Annotated in this window: 14 protein-coding genes; 4 read left to right on the top strand and 10 right to left on the bottom strand. The window is 45.0% G+C overall.

All coding sequences use genetic code 11. From position 1 onward, the window contains the following. Positions 1-2 precede the first annotated feature (2 nt). Positions 3-989, bottom strand: coding sequence for a Gfo/Idh/MocA family protein (locus ACR8BL_RS09930; protein ID WP_434753069.1), 987 nt, complete (start codon positions 987-989; stop codon positions 3-5). Positions 990-1,298: 309 nt separating this feature from the next. Here ACR8BL_RS09930 and ACR8BL_RS09935 point away from each other — a divergent pair, with 309 nt between their 5' ends. Together ACR8BL_RS09935 and ACR8BL_RS09940 are read left to right on the top strand one after the other, a co-directional pair. Then, positions 1,299-2,585: a DUF5050 domain-containing protein gene (locus tag ACR8BL_RS09935; protein ID WP_434752459.1), complete on the top strand. Its 1,287-nt coding sequence runs from the start codon at positions 1,299-1,301 to the stop codon at positions 2,583-2,585. A gap of 212 nt (positions 2,586-2,797) precedes the next feature. Next, on the top strand, positions 2,798-4,189 hold the full coding sequence (locus ACR8BL_RS09940; RefSeq protein ID WP_434752460.1) for an AraC family transcriptional regulator: 1,392 nt from the start codon (positions 2,798-2,800) through the stop codon (positions 4,187-4,189). A gap of 46 nt (positions 4,190-4,235) precedes the next feature. On the opposite strand, the gene ACR8BL_RS09945 is transcribed toward ACR8BL_RS09940, so the two are convergent. Beyond that, positions 4,236-4,823: a GbsR/MarR family transcriptional regulator gene (locus ACR8BL_RS09945; protein ID WP_434758346.1), complete on the bottom strand. Its 588-nt coding sequence runs from the start codon at positions 4,821-4,823 to the stop codon at positions 4,236-4,238. A 496-nt stretch (positions 4,824-5,319) separates the two neighbouring features. Here ACR8BL_RS09945 and ACR8BL_RS09950 point away from each other — a divergent pair, with 496 nt between their 5' ends. Then, entirely contained in the window at positions 5,320-6,549 is a 1,230-nt protein-coding gene (locus tag ACR8BL_RS09950) for a quaternary amine ABC transporter ATP-binding protein (protein WP_434752461.1), read from the top strand. Beyond that, the gene (locus ACR8BL_RS09955; protein WP_434752462.1) at positions 6,515-9,115 is read left to right on the top strand and encodes a glycine betaine ABC transporter substrate-binding protein; all 2,601 of its coding nucleotides are present in this window, start codon (positions 6,515-6,517) and stop codon (positions 9,113-9,115) included. Before ACR8BL_RS09950 ends, ACR8BL_RS09955 begins: the two co-directional genes overlap by 35 nt. Positions 9,116-9,333: 218 nt before the next feature. Here the strand turns inward: ACR8BL_RS09955 and ACR8BL_RS09960 are convergent, their stop codons facing one another. The 8 genes from ACR8BL_RS09960 to ACR8BL_RS09995 all read right to left on the bottom strand — a co-directional run bounded on the left by ACR8BL_RS09960 (position 9,334) and on the right by ACR8BL_RS09995 (position 17,851). After that, positions 9,334-10,305, bottom strand: a complete 972-nt coding sequence (locus tag ACR8BL_RS09960) for an ABC transporter substrate-binding protein (RefSeq protein ID WP_434752463.1) — start codon at positions 10,303-10,305, stop codon at positions 9,334-9,336. Positions 10,306-10,516: 211 nt separating this feature from the next. Then, positions 10,517-12,334 (bottom strand): APC family permease, encoded by a 1,818-nt coding sequence (locus ACR8BL_RS09965; protein WP_434752464.1) that lies wholly within the window; start codon positions 12,332-12,334, stop codon positions 10,517-10,519. A 341-nt stretch (positions 12,335-12,675) separates the two neighbouring features. Next, entirely contained in the window at positions 12,676-13,524 is an 849-nt protein-coding gene (gene rhaD, locus ACR8BL_RS09970; RefSeq protein ID WP_434752465.1) for a rhamnulose-1-phosphate aldolase, read from the bottom strand. Positions 13,525-13,958: 434 nt separating this feature from the next. Next, entirely contained in the window at positions 13,959-14,501 is a 543-nt protein-coding gene (locus ACR8BL_RS09975; protein ID WP_434752466.1) for a GNAT family N-acetyltransferase, read from the bottom strand. Positions 14,502-14,701: 200 nt separating this feature from the next. After that, positions 14,702-14,983 carry a hypothetical protein gene (locus ACR8BL_RS09980; protein ID WP_434752467.1) on the bottom strand — a complete coding sequence of 94 codons (282 nt, stop codon included), beginning with the start codon at positions 14,981-14,983 and terminating at the stop codon, positions 14,702-14,704. Between the two features lie 186 nt (positions 14,984-15,169). Next, positions 15,170-15,658, bottom strand: a complete 489-nt coding sequence (locus ACR8BL_RS09985) for a DinB family protein (protein ID WP_434752468.1) — start codon at positions 15,656-15,658, stop codon at positions 15,170-15,172. A 25-nt stretch (positions 15,659-15,683) separates the two neighbouring features. Continuing rightward, the gene (locus ACR8BL_RS09990; protein WP_434752469.1) at positions 15,684-16,730 is read right to left on the bottom strand and encodes a DUF6597 domain-containing transcriptional factor; all 1,047 of its coding nucleotides are present in this window, start codon (positions 16,728-16,730) and stop codon (positions 15,684-15,686) included. Between the two features lie 251 nt (positions 16,731-16,981). Then, complete coding sequence (locus ACR8BL_RS09995) at positions 16,982-17,851, bottom strand: AraC family transcriptional regulator (protein ID WP_434752470.1); 870 nt, start codon at positions 17,849-17,851, stop codon at positions 16,982-16,984. Positions 17,852-17,856: the final 5 nt, after the last annotated feature.

The following is a 17,856-nucleotide window of genomic DNA, read 5'->3' on the forward strand; positions in this document are numbered from 1 at the left end:
GATTAACCATTATCCGCTGCAAACGTAATTCCCGCATCCTTGCGTGCCTCCGCAAGTACGTTCATTACAGAACGGCTGTGTTCCAGAAGTTCATAACAACGCTTGTAATCACCAGCCGCATAGATGTCTCTGAACGCTTCCCACTCATAATAGAGCCAATTGGATTTGGTCTGGGCATTATACACCTCAGCAGGCTCTTTCCCGATCTGAATCTGGATCTCCCGGCAACCGTTCGCTCCCCCTACAACTTGAAGATAACCTTTCTCACCCTGAATGAGCACAAAGTTCATGCCGCTCGTGTCTTTTGCCCCCACACATTCTGCAATCAACTCCGGGTACTTGAGAACTACAACTCCTGACGTATCAATCCCGTTTGCATGCTGATTCGCCGTATATGTTACGGTATTCGGATTGCCAAACAAATTCATGACCAGATGCAAATTGTAAATATTGATATCCATCAGTGCCCCACCAGAGAATTGGGGATTAAACACGTTTGGTGTCTGTCCGGCGAGAAGATCATTGTATTTACGCGAGTATTGACTGTAGTTACACTGAATCAGTTTAATCGCACCAAGCTTCGGAAGTTGCTCCTCGACGATTTTAATATTTGGCAAATGAATGTTAGAGATCGCTTCAAACAGCAACAGGTTCTTTTCTTTCGCAAGTGTGATCAACGTTTCCGCTTCCTGTAGCGTGGAAGTGAACGGTTTTTCACACACAACGTGTTTACCATGTTGAAGTGCCTGATAGGCCTGCTCGTAATGCATGCTATTCGGTGAAGCAATATAAATAAGGTCTACATTTGGATCTGAAAATAAGGATTCCAGGTCTGTATAGATTGTACTTATCCCATATTGATCTGCAAGCTCTTGCGCTGTCTCTCTCTTGCGGGAGTACATCGCAGTGACGATGACATCATCCAGTTCATTGATCGCGGATAAAATGGCATCTACGATGGAACCTGTACCTATGGTTGCTATGTTCATCATATCGTTTCGCTCCTGTCGTTTCTGGTCTGTCATAATTGGAGATTGGGATTGAGATTGATGTTATCACGAGAATGGCAGCATAAAGAATACCTTGGAGCCAGATTGGTCGCCTCATGCAAAAATTGATTTTAATCTCTCACATTCATGAAATTGAATTTCATTTAGTGAAGTATCCATTGCAACGCTCTTACACTCCTACACTATAATTCTCTAATTCTGACTTTTATCACCTAAACATTCTTCCATGGTTTACCGATATACATTACGAAAATACATACATAATCGACGAAGGGTGACGATGAACGAATGAAAATATGGCCTATTTATTTACAGCGTACCCTCTGCGCACTACTGCTTCTGACCTTTATAGTGACAGGAGCATTAAGCGGGGGAACGCATGCACAAGCAGCTTCACTGAGTCAATCGACAGTCTATTACGAATCTGATGGCGTGCTTTACAAAGTATCCGGGGATGGAAGTAATCCCGCAGAGGTATTGATTGATTTTGAAGGCGTAGATTTGACTGCAGCGGGATCTTATCTCTATTACACCCCGCCTGCAACTTCCACAACATTGCTTCGGATTCCAAATGACGGTTCCAGCGATGCACCCGAAACATTCGCTTCCGATGTCATCAATTACTATGCGGATAATGGATTTATCTACTACATAGACTCCAAGGGAAGCATCTATCGTGCCAATGGCGATCAGGGTATCTCATCTGTCACCAAAATCGCAGACAAGGTGAACACGGACTATCCGCTTCTGATTGTGAAGAAAGGACGTGTCTACTATAATGCCTTGATTGGCGGTAATACGTGGGTCGCTTCCAAAGCATCAAACGGTAAAGGAAATGTACAGAACCTGGCCCAAGGTGCTGTAGAGAGTCGTTATTTTGTGAACTCTGCCAAAAATGAATTACAACTCATGGTCAACACCAATCCTGACGAGAAATATTACTCCACGAAAGCTATTGTGCTGTACAAGGTCAACTACAACACAGGTAAAGGTACGGCCGTGAATGCAAAGGCCAAGCTGGATGTAAACGCCGTTTATTCCGGTGGCTGGAGCAACAATCTATATGTGTACAATAGCGGTATTAAGCTCGACAGTAATAAGGATTACAACTATAACCTAGGCAAAGCTTACGCACTAACAACATCGGGTAAAACATTTCAGTTTCACTCCAAAAGTGTGCGTGAAATCAGTGCGGTGGGAACAGACAAGGTTGTGATCATTGATGCGGATCAAAAAGCGTACGCCAAAACGGTTACTGCGAGCAAGGTGAGCAAAACGTCTAATCTCAACTTGAGTAACGTAACCTACGTTACGAATCAATGGATGAATGATAAACCGGAGGTTACCTACATTTCCGGCAAAAATGGTCTCTATGCAGTCAATTCATCTCTGAAAGTTAGCAAAATAGCTGGAGACGAATGGGACACATTCCACTTGCGTGATGATGTTCCAGGGATCTTCTACATCCATGCGAAAGATGAATTCCGTTTATACCATTCAGCAGCAAACGGAACAGGACAACAAGCAGTAAGTGACATTTTCCTGGACAACATTCTTTTGGTTACAACGAATTAAGTTCATCAGATTCGTTCGATTTCAAGCTAGATTAAGGGTGACACTACAGCTTTGGTGCTGGGTGTCATCTTTTTTATGCTTCCATTTGACATATACATCTTGCTTTTTTCTTTTCACGTTTTCATTTTTGTCGAAACTATTTTTCAAAAACGCCTTCCATTTGAGAATGATAATTGTTATCATTAAGAAAATAAGACAAAAGGATGGTCCGTATGAATGAATCGTTTCCCGTTTTAACTGAAACCTCTTCTTTACCGCTGCTCTCTTCAATGTGCCGAGTACGTCGCGGGAAAAATTTCCGTATACAAGGCATGACGGTAAGTCGGCCCATACTTTGTCTTATTTTGCAAGGCAACGGTTTGCTGGCTCTGGACGACATCGTGCACGAAGCACAAGCTGGAGATCTGTTTATGATCAAACCCGGCATGATCATCGACGCATTGGCTCACTCAGAGATCACTGAATTTCTCATGCTAAGCATGGAACAAGTACGTGTGCAACGCGTAAGAGGACAATGGAAAATGACCGCTTCCTCCTCCCTTCCTTTCGACTGGCAGGCGGGCAAAATGCGAATCAGGAATAAACAACAGGCAGCAGAACGAATGGCCAAGCTGTATGTTTCCTATCGAGGCGAGCAGTCAGATCATTTTGTCAGCATACATAGCCAGTTACATGAGTTACTGCAATTCTTGTCGGAGCATCGACTGGAAGAAAACTTTGAAAAAGTAGATCCCGCATTGGAGCGCAGCATCTCGTATATGCGCCGTTTCATGAGTGAGGGCATCAGCATGGATGAACTGGCCAAAATCGCTGGACTGACACCGAGTTCTTATTCTCGCAGCTTCAAAAAAGCAAAAGGCATGTCCCCTACGGATTATCTAAACCGTTTGCGGATTGAAGAAGCCAAAAAACAACTGTCTGAAGAGAACTGTGTCCTCAAAGAAGTTGCCGAATCCGTAGGTTATGGCAATGAATATTATTTTAGTCGTAAATTCAAGCAGATGCTTGGGATCGCACCAAGTATATATATGAAGAAATACCGGTTAAGTGTAGCCACAGTATCCAACATCGGCTTTGATGAGCATCTACGTTCCTTGGGACTGCAGCCCGTCGAATCACTGGATTTAGGCCATAATTCGAAGAAAGATGCAACAGAGCAAGAACGTAACCTAACAAACCAACTTGATCAACTTCGCCAGGCGAAACCGGATCTGATTATTGCTGACGGTTTTTGCCAGTCGTACTATGATCAACTGAAAAATATTGCACCCACCGTCATTGTTCACGTGACCCAGGACTGGAGAGAAACCCATATGCGATTGGCAGAGCTTACCGGGCGTGAGAAACAAGCGCAACTGCATCTCAAGGACCTTGCATTTCGCCGCCTGGAGGCCGCCCCGTTCCCTGCATCTGCAGCCCAGCGAGCTCGGAAGCCTGTCACTTGGACAGATCAAACTAATATTCAGCGTGCCGAATCACAAACTAGCGGTTCCAAACTCCGGATTCCTGCACAACGTTTGCAAAAGTCCGATCCATTGGAGCAGATTGCAGCTCACTCTTCTGTAGATATGGAGCTTGCAAGTTTAAGCGTAATCGGTCAATAAAATGAAAAAGGACCCTTCCTGACGGAATGGGTCCTTTGTTTCGATACTATAACTGCTCTTTCATTTCTTCTTTGATCTCTTCTTTTGGAACAAGCTTATAGATCTCTTCATTTTCCATCGTATCAATAAGCCTGTCGAGCCATCGGTAGTATGCTTCCGCTTGCAATACTTTACGCATGTCCTCATGTAGTACTCGCAGAAGCTCAGCATCAGCCTGTTCGTCAAGCTGGTTGATCAACCGGTTCATCTCGTCAACGGATTTGCGAAGAATCTGAAGGTTACTCTCCACTGCTTTTCTCCATTTAATAGCAAAATAATCCGTAAACGTCTGATGCCAGTCATACTCCACTTCATATAGATCTTTTCTGGAGCCCTTGCTCCACACCTTATTTACCATTTTCAGATCCAGCAGAGTTCGCACTCCGGTGCTCATGCTTGTTTTGCTCATTTCCATTTCCCGGCCCATATCATCAAGGGTCATCGGTTTTTCAGCAAAAAATAGCAATCCATATAAATGTCCCGTGGACAACGTTACGCCGTATAGATCCATATTCCGTCCAATGGCTTCGATAACGCGTTTACGGATCTTCAGCACGGCAGCCTGCTGATCCTCTTGCAAATGGTCCAAGCTCATGCTTGCAACCTCCATTCTGAACATTCCAGTCTTGGCAAAAAAATATCAGCATGTTCAAGCTCTGCTTACATGGGAAAGCATGCAGCTGGATATTCTATAAACTAGAAACACCTCACACCCAATGGATTATATTGGGAACTTTACCATGCTTGAATTTGCCTACGATGATCTTTTAACCAAAAAAACAAGCTTTAATTCAGCTTATTTTCTATTGTAGGAAAAGCAATAATAAATGTAAAGATGCCTGATTAGCCAAAAAAAGGCGATAGACAGAGCATATAGAAGTAAAACTTTGTACAGTTTTTACTGTATAAACATTATGTACTGTTTATTCGGTTGCTATACTGGTTAACTATTGTTAGAATACAAACCGTTACCCAGAAAGACGGGAAGCGAAGCAAGAACTACCGGATTTCGTGGCTGGGCGCACAAGTGTATGGGCTTGTGGCTGCTGAAAGCCGTTCGAAGTGCACAACACATCAGAAGGGGTGAAAACATGACCATACTTGAAGTGAAAAACGTAAGCAAGCTGTTTGGCCCCCAAACCGAGCAAGGTCTTGAATTACTGGAGCAAGGTTGGGGCAAGGAAAAGTTGGCCAAAGAAAAACAAATAACGGTTGGTGTCAATCGGGTCAACATGGAAATTAAAGAAGGTGAAATCTTCGTTATTATGGGCCTGTCCGGTAGTGGTAAGTCCACACTGGTTCGGATGTTCAATCGTCTGATTGAACCAACATCCGGGGAAATTCTGGTTCATGGCAAAGATTTGAGAAAAATGAACAAAGAACAACTACGAGAAGTACGCCGGAAAACAATCAGCATGGTATTCCAGAAATTTGCTTTGTTTCCGCACCGGACTGTTCTTGATAATGTGGAATATGGATTGGAAATTCAAAAGGTAGATAAGGAAGTTCGCCGTGAGAAAGCCAAGACCTCACTCGAACTCGTTGGTCTCAAAGGCTGGGAAGACAAAATGCCGGATGAGCTCAGCGGCGGTATGCAACAACGTGTCGGACTTGCCCGAGCACTTGCGAATGACCCGGAAATACTGTTGATGGACGAAGCCTTCAGTGCACTTGATCCATTGATTCGTCGGGATATGCAAGATGAGTTGATTGAGCTTCAGGATAAGATGAAAAAGACCATTATTTTCATTACCCATGACTTGGACGAAGCGCTGCGTATCGGCGATCGGATTGCTCTTATGAAAGACGGCGCCGTTGTGCAGATCGGTACACCGGAGGAAATTATGATTCAACCGGCCAACTCATACGTGGCCCGCTTCGTCGAAGATGTGGACTTGTCCAAGGTCCTCACAGCATCACACGTTATGCGCCGTCCTGAAACAATCACAACCGATCGTGGTCCTCGTGTTGCTCTCGAGTTAATGCGTGAGCGAGGCATATCAAACCTGTTTGTCATCGACCGCTCCAAAAAACTGCTGGGTGTCATTACAGCAGAAGACGCAACCCGTGCAATGCGCGAAAATAAAGTATTAAACGACATTCTGATTACAGATGGTCCGACAGTGTCGCCCGAGACCCTGATTCATGAATTGTTCGAGATTGTAAGTTCAGCCCATGTGCCTCTCGCCGTTGTAAGCGAAACTGGCCGTCTGCAAGGTGTTATCGTTCGCGGTGCCCTGCTCGGTGCACTAAGCGGTGAAGTTGCAGAAAAGGAGGAAGCTCTGAATGATACCCAAAATACCACTAGCATCGTGGATTGAATCCATCGTTGACTGGATGAGCTCCTCGCTCTCCGGATTGTTTAAAGTGATCTCTGTCGTTATTCAGGAAGTGGTTGGATTTTTCTCGGGGCTGTTTATGTTGCCTCATCCGCTCCTGTTCATTGCCATATTAGGTGTACTGGCCTTTCTGCTAGGCAGGTTGCCACTAACCTTGTTTACAGTTATCGGATTCTTGCTCGTGGATAACCTGGGCTACTGGTCCCAATCCATGGACACGCTCGGTCTTGTTATTACGTCAGGATTGATCTCGATACTGCTCGGTGTGCCTGTCGGTATCTGGCTGGCTTACAGCAAAACAGCTGCGCGAATTATCACACCGCTGCTGGACTTCATGCAGACGATGCCTGCATTCGTTTATCTGCTGCCAGCCGTTACATTCTTCAGTCTAGGTGTGGTTCCGGGCGTTATTGCATCGGTAATCTTTGCCATTCCACCTACCATTCGTCTGACTCACCTGGGAATTAAACAGGTTTCAAGCGAACTGGTGGAGGCAGCGGATGCGTTTGGATCAACTTCTGCTCAGAAGTTGTTCAAGGTACAGCTTCCACTCGCCTTACCTACCGTGATGTCAGGTATTAACCAGACAATCATGTTGTCCCTTTCCATGGTTGTTATTGCATCCATGATCGGTGCACAAGGTATTGGTGCAGAAGTATATCGTGCTGTAACTCAGCTACAGATCGGTAAAGGATTTGAAGCTGGTCTTGCCGTCGTTGTACTCGCGATCGTACTTGACCGTTTTACACAAAACCTGTTTATGCCTGGACGCAAAAGAACTTCACGTCTCTCCACCAAACAAAAGGCATGGATCACTGCGGCAGCAACACTCGTTGTACTAGTCGCCGGATTCTCACAATACTTCACAGGCAACACTACATCTGCTGGTGGAAACAACGGTACCGCTAATGCTATAGGCAAAGAAGTGAACTATCAGATTATTGGTATCGATCCCGGTGCCGGTATTATGAAGTCCGCAGCCAAAGCAATTGAAGATTACAAGTTGTCTGACTGGAATCTGATTGAAGGCTCGGGTGCTGCAATGACTGCCACACTCGACAAAGCTATAAAAAACAAACAACCTATTATCATAACTGGCTGGACACCTCACTGGATGTTCAACAAGTACGAGCTTAAATATTTGGAAGATCCAAAAAAATCGTTTGGTGATGCCGAAGAGATCCATACCATTGCTCGCAAAGGTCTGAAAGAAGATCACCCGGTTGCTTACGAATTCCTGAAGCGCTTTAAATGGACTTCCGATGAGATGGGTGAGATGATGATTGCCATTCAGGGTGGTCAATCCCCTGAAGAAGCTGCTAAAGAATATGCTGAAAAACATGCAGATCAGATTGATGAATGGACGAAAGGTCTGACACCGGTGGGCGGTGATGCATTCAAACTAAGCTATGTCGCATGGGATTCTGAGATTGCCAGCACCAATTTGCTGAAATATGTCATGGAGAACAAGCTCGGATATAAAGTCAACGCACTTCAAGTTGAAGCCGGACCAATGTGGACTGGTGTCGCCTCAGGTGACGTAGATGCTTCTCCAGCGGCTTGGTTGCCATTGACACATGCAGACTACTGGGAACGTTATAAAGATCAGGTTGAGGACCTTGGAGCCAATATGACAGGAGTACGTACAGGTCTGGTGGTTCCTAAATACATGACAGACGTCAACTCGATTGAAGATTTGGAAACGGGTGCTTCAACTTCTACTTCATCCTCTGAGCCTGCGGCAAATGCCAACGTTGGAGATGAAGTCAACCATCGGATTATCGGTATTGATCCAGGTGCCGGTATTATGAAATCCACCGCCAGTGCCATTGAAAAGTATGGCCTGACCAACTGGAATTTGGTAGAAGGGTCCGGCGCAGCCATGACGGCTACGCTGGACAAAGCGTACAAGAATAAAGAACCCATTATCATTACAGGCTGGACTCCTCACTGGATGTTTAACCAATATGATCTGAAGTATTTGGAAGATCCTGATAAAGTCTATGGAGATGCCGAAGAAATTCATACCATCGCTCGTAAAGGTCTGAAAGAAGATCACCCGGTCGCTTATGAATTCCTGAAGCGCTTCAAGTGGAATTCCGATGAAATGGGGGAGATGATGATTGCCATTCAAGACGGTACATCCCCTGAACAGGCTGCCAAAGACTATGCTGAGAAACACAAAGATCAGATTGATGAATGGACAAAAGGCTTGACACCCGTGAACGGCGATACGTTTCGTCTCGGTTATGTCGCTTGGGATTCCGAAATTGCCAGCACCAATCTGCTCAAATATGTAATGGAAAACAAGCTCGGATATAAAGTGAATGCATTGCAAGTTGAAGCCGGACCAATGTGGACTGGCGTTGCTTCAGGCGATGTCGATGCTTCGCCAGCTGCATGGTTACCTCTGACACATGCGGATTATTGGACGAAATACAAGGATCAGATTGATGACCTTGGTGCCAATATGACAGGTGTAAAAACTGGACTTGTCGTGCCTGCTTATATGGATGTCAAATCCATTGCAGACTTAAAGGATAAATAAATCGTTTCCTATTCAACCATTCTTTGATGCAGTAAAGTTTATTTTGTCCTTATAAAGTTCTTGTTGTACTATAAACCACCTGTCTCGTACATTCGAGACAGGTGGTTTTCGTTTAACTAAAGAAGAGACGAAGATGGCTTTGTGCCTTCTTCGTCTCTTCTCATATCATTTTAATGATGAAAGGTTTAGCTGCAATCCTTTAGGTGTTAATCACTTGATTATTTCCCTGTGCCAAGAAATCCTTCTTTGAAAATATTCAATACATAGTCCAAAGTGATCGGGTCACTGTACGTCACGGCTTTTGTGTCCAGCTCAATAATATGTTTGTTCTGGACTGCCGGAATTTTCCCCCAGATCCCCGACTTCATAATTTCATTATCGCGGGTCATGTCTCTGCTAACTACAACAAAGTCACCCATATATTCCGGAAGAACTTCAAGTGACAAGGAATGATAACCTTCTTTTAATGTATCATTCTTCACTTTTTCCGGCATATTCAGCTTCATCGCTTGATACAGTGCTTCTGTTCCACGTGCCCAGTGATCCCCCATCGCAAAAACTTCTTTATCAGCAATTTCAATCGTGGATACTGTTACATTATCCCCATACTTGGCCTTGATTTCGTTGCCGATCTCCCCTGCTCTTTTCGTGAAATCATCAACCCAGGCTTGCGCTTCGGACTCTTTGTTTAACACCTTACCGATCTCCAGCTGTTGTTGTAGATAGTCGAGTTTTCCCCAAGTGTATACAATGGTTGGAGCGATCTTGGACAACTGCTCAAGATTTTTCATATGAGAACCTGCAATGATCAAGTCCGGATTCAAAGCTGAAACACTTTCTGGATCTTCCTCACTTACGATCGCAACATCTTTCAATTTATCCTTGAACAGTGGATTTTCTGCTGTCCATTTATCTACGCCCACTGGGGTCACATCCATAGAAAGTACGTTGGGACCATTCGTGAGAGCAACAATGCGCTGCGGTTTGGCCGGAATCTCAATTGGCCCTGTTTCGGATTGATACGTGATTGTATCGGACGTATTGGCAGCTTTACTGCTTGTCTCTTCTGTTGTAGCTGCCCCTTGTTTTCCATTGTCTGACGTACTGTTTGAAGCACCGTTACCACATGCACTGGCAATGATCGTAAACATCATCAGCACGATGAACGGCAGAATCCATTTCTTTTTCATCTGTATATTCTCTCCTAATCGTTAATGATAATCATTATCAATTTATTGAACGTGTTGATTATATGATATGAGTCGATAGCATGTCAATCTTTTCTGGCTTATAAAAACAAGATAAAATGGAGTACAAACAAACCGCAAGAACTCTCCCATTTGGAAGAATTCTGCGGTTAGATGTAAATCACGTTCCACGATGCATATTCACATTGAGGCATTAACGATTCAGATGAAAAGGAACCGTCGTCACAATCACATCTTTATAATTAATCAGATAAGCCCGAATCATGAAGCTGGTCTGGTTATGCAGTACATTTTGCCACCAGTGCTTCGTAATAAATTGCGGAATCAGAATGGTGATATGATCGGTTTCGGCTGTTTTCCATTCGACGGTATCAATGAATTTCTTCAGTGGCCCCATAATACTGCGGTACCTTGATTTGATGACAACCAGACGCACACCGGGGTTCCATTCTTCCCACTTCTGCTCCATCTTGCGAATGGCCTCATCATCAAAGCCGATATACAGTGCCACCACATGATCCGACATCGTCTGGGCATAACTGATCGTATTCATCACCACCCGGGTAATGCCTGCTACCGGAATAACGATCGTATTTCCTTTCTTGGCCGGTTTATCCACCTGAATATCGATACGCAGTTCGTCTGCGATGTTGCAATAATGGCTGCGAATGCGCATGAACACATAAACGACCAGGGGCAAGAAGATAAAGATAACCCATGTCTGCGTGAACTTGGTGAAAATAAAAATCAGTGTAATGGACAGCGTAGTCAGCATACCGATTGTATTGACTAGCAGTTTTGTCTGCCACCCTGACGGTTTGATTTTGATCCAGCGTATCATCATGCCGAGCTGCGACAGCGTAAATGGAATGAATACACCCACCGCATAAAGCGGAATCAGGTTGCCTGTATCTCCCTTGAATCCAACCACCAGAAGTGCCGACATGACGCTGAGAAAAATAATCCCGTTCGAGAAGCCCAGACGGTCTCCTCGCACCATAAACATATGTGGCATATATTTATCCTTCGCCATCATGAAGGACAAGAGTGGGAAGGCCGAGTATGCCGTATTTGCCGCGAGGAACAAAATCAGTGCCGTCACACCCTGGATGATAAAATACATCCATCCTCTGCCAAACGTAGCTTCGGCAATCTGGGAAATGACCGTTGCTTTGGGATCAGGTTGGATCCCGTATCCAAAGGCTAACAGCGTGATACCAATGAACATGGCGCCAAGGATACATCCCATCAAGAGCAACGTCCCGGCAGCATTTTTCTCCGCAGGTTGTTTGAAGTTCGGGATTGCGTTACTTACGGCCTCTACCCCGGTCAGAGCCGAGCACCCGGAGCTGAACGCTTTAAGCAGTAGGAAGATGCTGACATGCGACAAACTTGTTCCGAATTCGGGAGCCGCAGCATGCATACCACCTGCCAGAAATTTGATGCCACCCGAAATAATGAGAATGGCAATGGAAAAGATAAACAGATAAATAGGGATCGCCAGCACTGATGCTGACTCCGTAACCCCCCGCAAGTTCATAACGGTCAGAAACACAATCATAATAAGTGCAATAATGACACTATAGTCATGCAGTGCAGGAAAAGCAGAAGTGATCGCATCCGTACCTGCGGATGAACTTACCGCCACGGTCAGGATATAATCAACGAGCAAGGAACCTCCGGCAATCAGACTTGATGTGGTGCCCAGGTTATCCTTGGCTACGATATACGCGCCGCCCCCTGTAGGATATGCAAATATGGTCTGGCGATACGAAAAAATTAAAATGACGAGCAATCCCAGCACGGCGATAGAGATAGGAACCGAGTACCACAGCGCAGCAAATCCAGCCGCAACCAGCACAAGCAAAATCTGTTCCGTACCGTAGGCAACGGATGATAAAGCATCGGAGGACAGGATGGCGAGCGCCTTCCATTTTCCCAATTTTTCTGCATCCAATTCAGCCGATTTCATTGGCCTGCCGATTAAGATTCTCTTCATTTTGCCAAGCATGATCATAACTTCCTTCCATCTCTCATCTGTAAGCATATTTACTTTTCATCTGTAAAACATCGGTTCGTCTTATCTGTGAAGCATTGTTATTATGCAAAATCACAGAGCCATTGACAATACGTCATTTCACCCGAAAATCGCCAGCGCGTGATAATGCATTCTACGATTCAATATTTGATAACAAAGCCATTCTTATTCAGATTTTTGAACGTTTTTGAGCTAAAACGGCGATTGTTTGCCTGAAAAAAGAAAAAGACCTTCAGTTCAGAGAACCAAAAGCCATCGTTGACAATTTATTATGCCAGTTCCATATAACACTATTGTCATATATGAGTTATTTGCTATTCATTTTCAATTACACCGGGACGCGGGGTGACCCCGAATTGCAGTGCAAGTGCATGCAGCTGCTCATCTGTGATCCGCTGGCGGATATCATGGCCTGCAACAAGCATATATACATGTGCTGCCTTCTCGATGGTTTCAATCAAGCCAAACGCTTCATCCATGGTTGTGCCTGTTCCGAAAATACCATGCTGCGGCCAGATGACTGCGTGATATTCCTTCATTTTCTCCGCTGTTGCACGGCCGATCTCATTCGAGCCAGGCATCATCCAGGGAATAATCCCAACGCCATCAGGAAAGACCACAACACATTCGGTGCACATCTGCCAGAGTGTCTTCGTAAACTTGGCCTCATCCAGTTCATGGACGAAGGTCATCGCCAGTACATGTGTCGCATGGTTGTGCATGACAACCCGGTGATTCGGATCTTTTTTCAAACGTTCAATATGACTCATAAAATGGGTCGGTAGTTCACTTGTCGGGTTCGCTCCCCCATTCAGTCCCCATAATACCTCTAGCTCCTGCCCATCTGCCGATACACGCAACACACCTAGATTGCCTTCCGGGTCTGCCAGAACGTTTTTGAAATATTTACCCGATGCCGTAACGATAAAATACTGTCCCGCCAGTTCCTGCACGGAAAAGGCAGGTGTAATCGTGCGAATGACCCGATGAATATCGATGTACGGTGCAACCTCTTCCTCTTGTAACAGGTAGCTGACATTGCCACCATTGCGCTCGTCCCAACCATTCTTCCACATGTGCTGCGTAATCTCTGCCATCTCACGTACAAAAGGAATCTCAAACCCGACAGGTTGTGTTCTTTCGGTATGAAGGATCACGTTCATGTTTATCCTCTCCTATGTTCAAGTCAAAAAATCAGGCTGTCACGATCAAAGTAAGTTCCTTTTTTCACATTCATTATACCTTTGTTTGTATTTGTTAGTCAATGATATTCAGTCAAAATAACTTCTGTATTATTTTATTTGTTTTTGTTTATCTTCATTTAAACTTTCGAAAGCAATAAAAAAGTCTATAAATAAAATAAAAAGCAAAAAAATACCCCGCCGTCGCCCGGCAGGGTCAGTCACACATCTATTTAACACGAGAAGGGGTTTACAAGATTTATCTTATCCCTTTTACCTTAATAGAAGCTGAAAGTGAAATAAAAAAAGCATGAAAAGCACAGGTCCCTCCAACGTACTTTGTTGAACAATGAATACCTATTTCCACACTATTCCCGTAATACATCCCCGCTGGTGAAAAGATACATTAAAATTGCTCATCGAGCCGTATTATTTCGCTTCAACCTATAGAAGGGCTGCATATTACCTGTTGCTTCATCCCGCCGCTCGTCCATCTGCTCAAACCCCAACTTGATTAAAATATGATATGCCGCTTCATTATCAGGATGATGCTCTGCAACCAGAGTATCTACCTCTAACTTGTCAAAAGCATAACTCACAACGGCCAGCGCTGCTTCCTGCGCATATCCTTGTCCCCAGTGATCCCGGGTCAGCAGGAAACCAAGCTCATAGATCTTCTCCTCCGGATTATAAGGGCAGAGACCGCAGCAACCGATAAATACGTCTGAATTCTTTTGAAAAATCGCCCAGTACTGCACGCCCTCCTGTTTCTCACGCTCGATTTCCTGCGTTAACCTCGCCTCTACTTCCTCTTCACTCAGTACTTCGCTGCCACTAGTCCATTTGGTCACCTCATGATCACCCCAGAGGGCAAAAGCAAGTGCACGATCTCCTTCGTCCCATGTTGTAAATACAAGTCGATCCGTTTCCAATACGATTGTTCTTCTGTTATTCATCATATATTAACCTCCTGAAATCTTAGACTCCATCCCACTTGAGCGATCTATACTATTAAATTAATCGTGTACGGTTCAGGGTAAACTCTCGGGCCTCAACATTTTTATGTACTTTTCTCTCTAAACGGAATTTAAGCAAAAATAAAATAACCCCTGCCGACCCTGTCGGCAGAGGTTCATTCGTTCTACTATCATCCGATAGATTACGCCAAAGCAACTTCAATCGTACCGGAAGCATCACCTCCCTGGTTCGCCAGCAACGCGAAGACCAGAACCAGGCTTGCCGTAATGCTCAAGCTGCTGTTCGCTGGGATAACATAAGTGACAACAGGTGCATTCACACGAGTGATGACAAGAGATACCGGGGCTGGTCCGAAGTTGTTAACAGTAACACTAGCATTCGCACCACCAGACAGGTTTTCATAGAAGGATTTACCTACTCCTGCTGCAAGGCTGTAAAACTGTATTGGTAAAAGGATGGCCATCAGAATCACCTCCTTTTTGCTTTGATACGGTATTCTATGTTTGAAATCTAGTAAAGCCACGGTGAATTGACCGTGGTAGAACGTACATTTATAGCTGTCATGAAAGTTTGATAGATACCGTATCCCGCAATAAACCAAAAAAAGCCCCACCGGATGATCCGGCGGAGCTGCTCGTCCAAGAACAAACTATGCATATAGCATAAAAAAGTTCAATTCGTGGCCTTGCTGTTTGAGGTAATTATAGAGCTGTGAGCGATGGTGGAACACATGTGTGAGCGTTTCGATCTGCCATTGCACCTGCAGGTGTCCATGCTCTGCGTAGAAAGCTTTGGTAGAGCGGTTCAAAAAGTCCTCTTCGCTGAGACTTGTGATATATGCTTTGTACGCCTCGAAATTACTCCATAATGTCTTTTCCAGTTGCTCAATATCCTGGTTGCCGGATAGACTGTTCTCCACCAGACCTACCTCCGCTTCATCTTTCTCCTGCATAATGACAAGATCGGAAGCGGTAATCTGGATAAAATGATGCACCAGCTCCACGAGTGAACGCATATTGTCTTGTGGACGATACGCCCAATCCTCATCACGAATCAGACGAATTAACGAAGCACCTGTCCGCACGCCCGTCTCCAGCTCAGTTAATAGATGTTCTCGAATTTGCAATGTTCCATTCATTATTCATTACTCCTTTGTTTTGGGTCTATGATTCAAGTATAACGGAAGGTACTGCCGCATGATTGTACTTTTCGGACAACATCCGTTGATGCTCCTGAACAGCAATCAGTGGCGTGTCTCCATAAAACTTGCGGAATTGACGTATCAGATGCGCCTGATCATAAAAACCATAGGCCTGAGCCAGCGCTGCCCCGTCGGTAAATTCCCCCCTATGAATGCCTTGTAATACCTGATGGAAACGAACAATTTCGCTGAACCGCTTCGGACTGATGCCCACTTGTTCGGTCACTTTGCGATGTAGCTGACGTTCACTGACGGCTTCACTCAGGGCAAGGTCTTGTACACTCAACCGACCTTTTTCCTTAAAGATCCGGTAGAGTACATTGCGAAGCAGATCCTGATCAGCATGATGATGAGTCGGGCTGTGGCGTAGGGTCGTCTGAAGAAGATAATGTTCCATCACCTGCACACGCTCTGCAAAATTCGCCGTTTCCTCCATCTTCAACCGCAGCTCGTCCCATCGAACTGGCCAGCAGTCTTCCATGGGTACACGTCGGTCTGTAAACAAATCCAGTGACTGACCATGTACAAAAGGTGCTCCTCCGGGAAAAAAGCGAACCCCAAACGTGTAGGCTCCTGCCGGAGGCGCTGTCAACGATAACGGAAAAGCAAAAGGCTGCATATAATTGCCACAATAGCTATACGTATACCTTTCTTGCTCTGGACTATAATCGATCAGGATGTCGGTGCAACCATCTGGTAATACCCGGGCAGAAGCCGGAAATTTCAACTGTAAGTCATTTACTTTAATATCCATGTCCATTCCATCTATGCCATACCTGCCATCTTCCATATGTTCCCGCGTTCCTGACTCCCAATAACAGGCTACATAAGGTGTAAGCACAGGGGAAGGACTATTCTCTATATAGTATGTACGGGGGTCCATTCCATTCATCTGTACCGGACGATACAGTGCGTGCAGACGAGCGTCCATGCCCTTCCCTGCTTTCCCATCATTATTGTGAAAATAGAGCTTCATCTGATCGGTATCTCTCAGTATCTCTTGGTTCACATTATATTATTATGGTCATTCTCTTTTCTCATCATATCATGAGTATGATCACTCAGCTAAACATAAAAAAAGTGCCCTGCTCGGAGGACAATCCGAGCAGGGCCAGTCACACATCTATTTAACACGAGAAGGGGTTTACAAGAATAATATTAAGCTCCCAACCTTAAGAGAAACTGAAATTCAGATGAAGAACAGATCAAAAAAAACGAGCGAAGCACAGATGATAAATACGTAGACATATATGCTTTTGTTCAACCTAAACCATGCAGTTTCCGAAATCGTTCGGGACTCATGCCTGTATGTCGTTTGAACATCGTACAGAAATAACTCGCATTTTCATACCCTACCCTGTCAGCTACTTCATAGATTCGCAGTGCCCTCTCACTGAACATGAGCTGTTTGCTGCGATTGATTCGCTCCTGATTGACGTAAAATACAGGTCTGACATGTAAAGCTTTCTGAAACAACCGGCACAGATATTGAGGGGATACGACAGCAACGTCTGCCAGTTCCTTCAGCGACAACGGCTGATCCAGGTACTCGGCGATATATCGCAGCACGGGTTTCAGGCGTTCCATCTCATCATTATCGTTGTCTGAGACAATGAGCAGTGGCTTCAAATCAAGAAGCAGGGCATACAGATGTTTGGAGCTGTTCCGTTCATCGTCAGCATCCAGCGTATCTCCCGTACTTTCTCCCCTCACAAGCAATTGCTCCAAGGCGTGCAGCAGTTCAGGCTTTCTGAGCTTGTACACCCCTGAGCCTGTGATTCCAGCGTAGGCCAGCAACTGACTAGCCTCCCTCCCTTGAAAGGATACCCAAGCCAGTTCCCAAGGGTCTGTGATTGGCATGTATCGATGCGGAATATCTGGATAGGTGATAAAAACATCCCCCGGACCTACAATATATTCTTCCTCATCCGCTATGATCAGCCTGCCTTGCCCCTGAATAATCTGATGAATCTGGTAATCGGGGAAACCTTCCGGGCGTTCGGTTTCGAATTGGTGTTCCCAGTAACCCACCGTGGTCATATAGATCGGCAGACGCGCGGCTTCATCTAGTTTGGCAAAAAAGATTCGTGTATTCATCCGGGATACCATGCTCTCCTCCTTTAGTTTCATATTGT

It is taken from the genome of Paenibacillus amylolyticus (genome assembly GCF_051136285.1).
GTDB lineage: Bacteria > Bacillota > Bacilli > Paenibacillales > Paenibacillaceae > Paenibacillus > Paenibacillus amylolyticus_F.

Bases quoted from the DNA above. Each gene is read 5' to 3' on its own strand.
- ACR8BL_RS09930 (WP_434753069.1), bottom strand. From the start codon at position 989: ATGAACATAGCAACCATAGGTACAGGTTCCATCGTAGATGCCATTTTA.
- ACR8BL_RS09935 (WP_434752459.1), top strand. From the start codon at position 1,299: ATGAAAATATGGCCTATTTATTTACAGCGTACCCTCTGCGCACTACTG.
- ACR8BL_RS09940 (WP_434752460.1), top strand. From the start codon at position 2,798: ATGAATGAATCGTTTCCCGTTTTAACTGAAACCTCTTCTTTACCGCTG.
- ACR8BL_RS09945 (WP_434758346.1), bottom strand. From the start codon at position 4,823: ATGAGCTTGGACCATTTGCAAGAGGATCAGCAGGCTGCCGTGCTGAAG.
- ACR8BL_RS09950 (WP_434752461.1), top strand. From the start codon at position 5,320: ATGACCATACTTGAAGTGAAAAACGTAAGCAAGCTGTTTGGCCCCCAA.
- ACR8BL_RS09955 (WP_434752462.1), top strand. From the start codon at position 6,515: ATGATACCCAAAATACCACTAGCATCGTGGATTGAATCCATCGTTGAC.
- ACR8BL_RS09960 (WP_434752463.1), bottom strand. From the start codon at position 10,305: ATGAAAAAGAAATGGATTCTGCCGTTCATCGTGCTGATGATGTTTACG.
- ACR8BL_RS09965 (WP_434752464.1), bottom strand. From the start codon at position 12,334: ATGCTTGGCAAAATGAAGAGAATCTTAATCGGCAGGCCAATGAAATCG.
- rhaD (WP_434752465.1), bottom strand. From the start codon at position 13,524: ATGAACGTGATCCTTCATACCGAAAGAACACAACCTGTCGGGTTTGAG.
- ACR8BL_RS09975 (WP_434752466.1), bottom strand. From the start codon at position 14,501: ATGATGAATAACAGAAGAACAATCGTATTGGAAACGGATCGACTTGTA.
- ACR8BL_RS09980 (WP_434752467.1), bottom strand. From the start codon at position 14,983: ATGGCCATCCTTTTACCAATACAGTTTTACAGCCTTGCAGCAGGAGTA.
- ACR8BL_RS09985 (WP_434752468.1), bottom strand. From the start codon at position 15,658: ATGAATGGAACATTGCAAATTCGAGAACATCTATTAACTGAGCTGGAG.
- ACR8BL_RS09995 (WP_434752470.1), bottom strand. From the start codon at position 17,851: ATGAAACTAAAGGAGGAGAGCATGGTATCCCGGATGAATACACGAATC.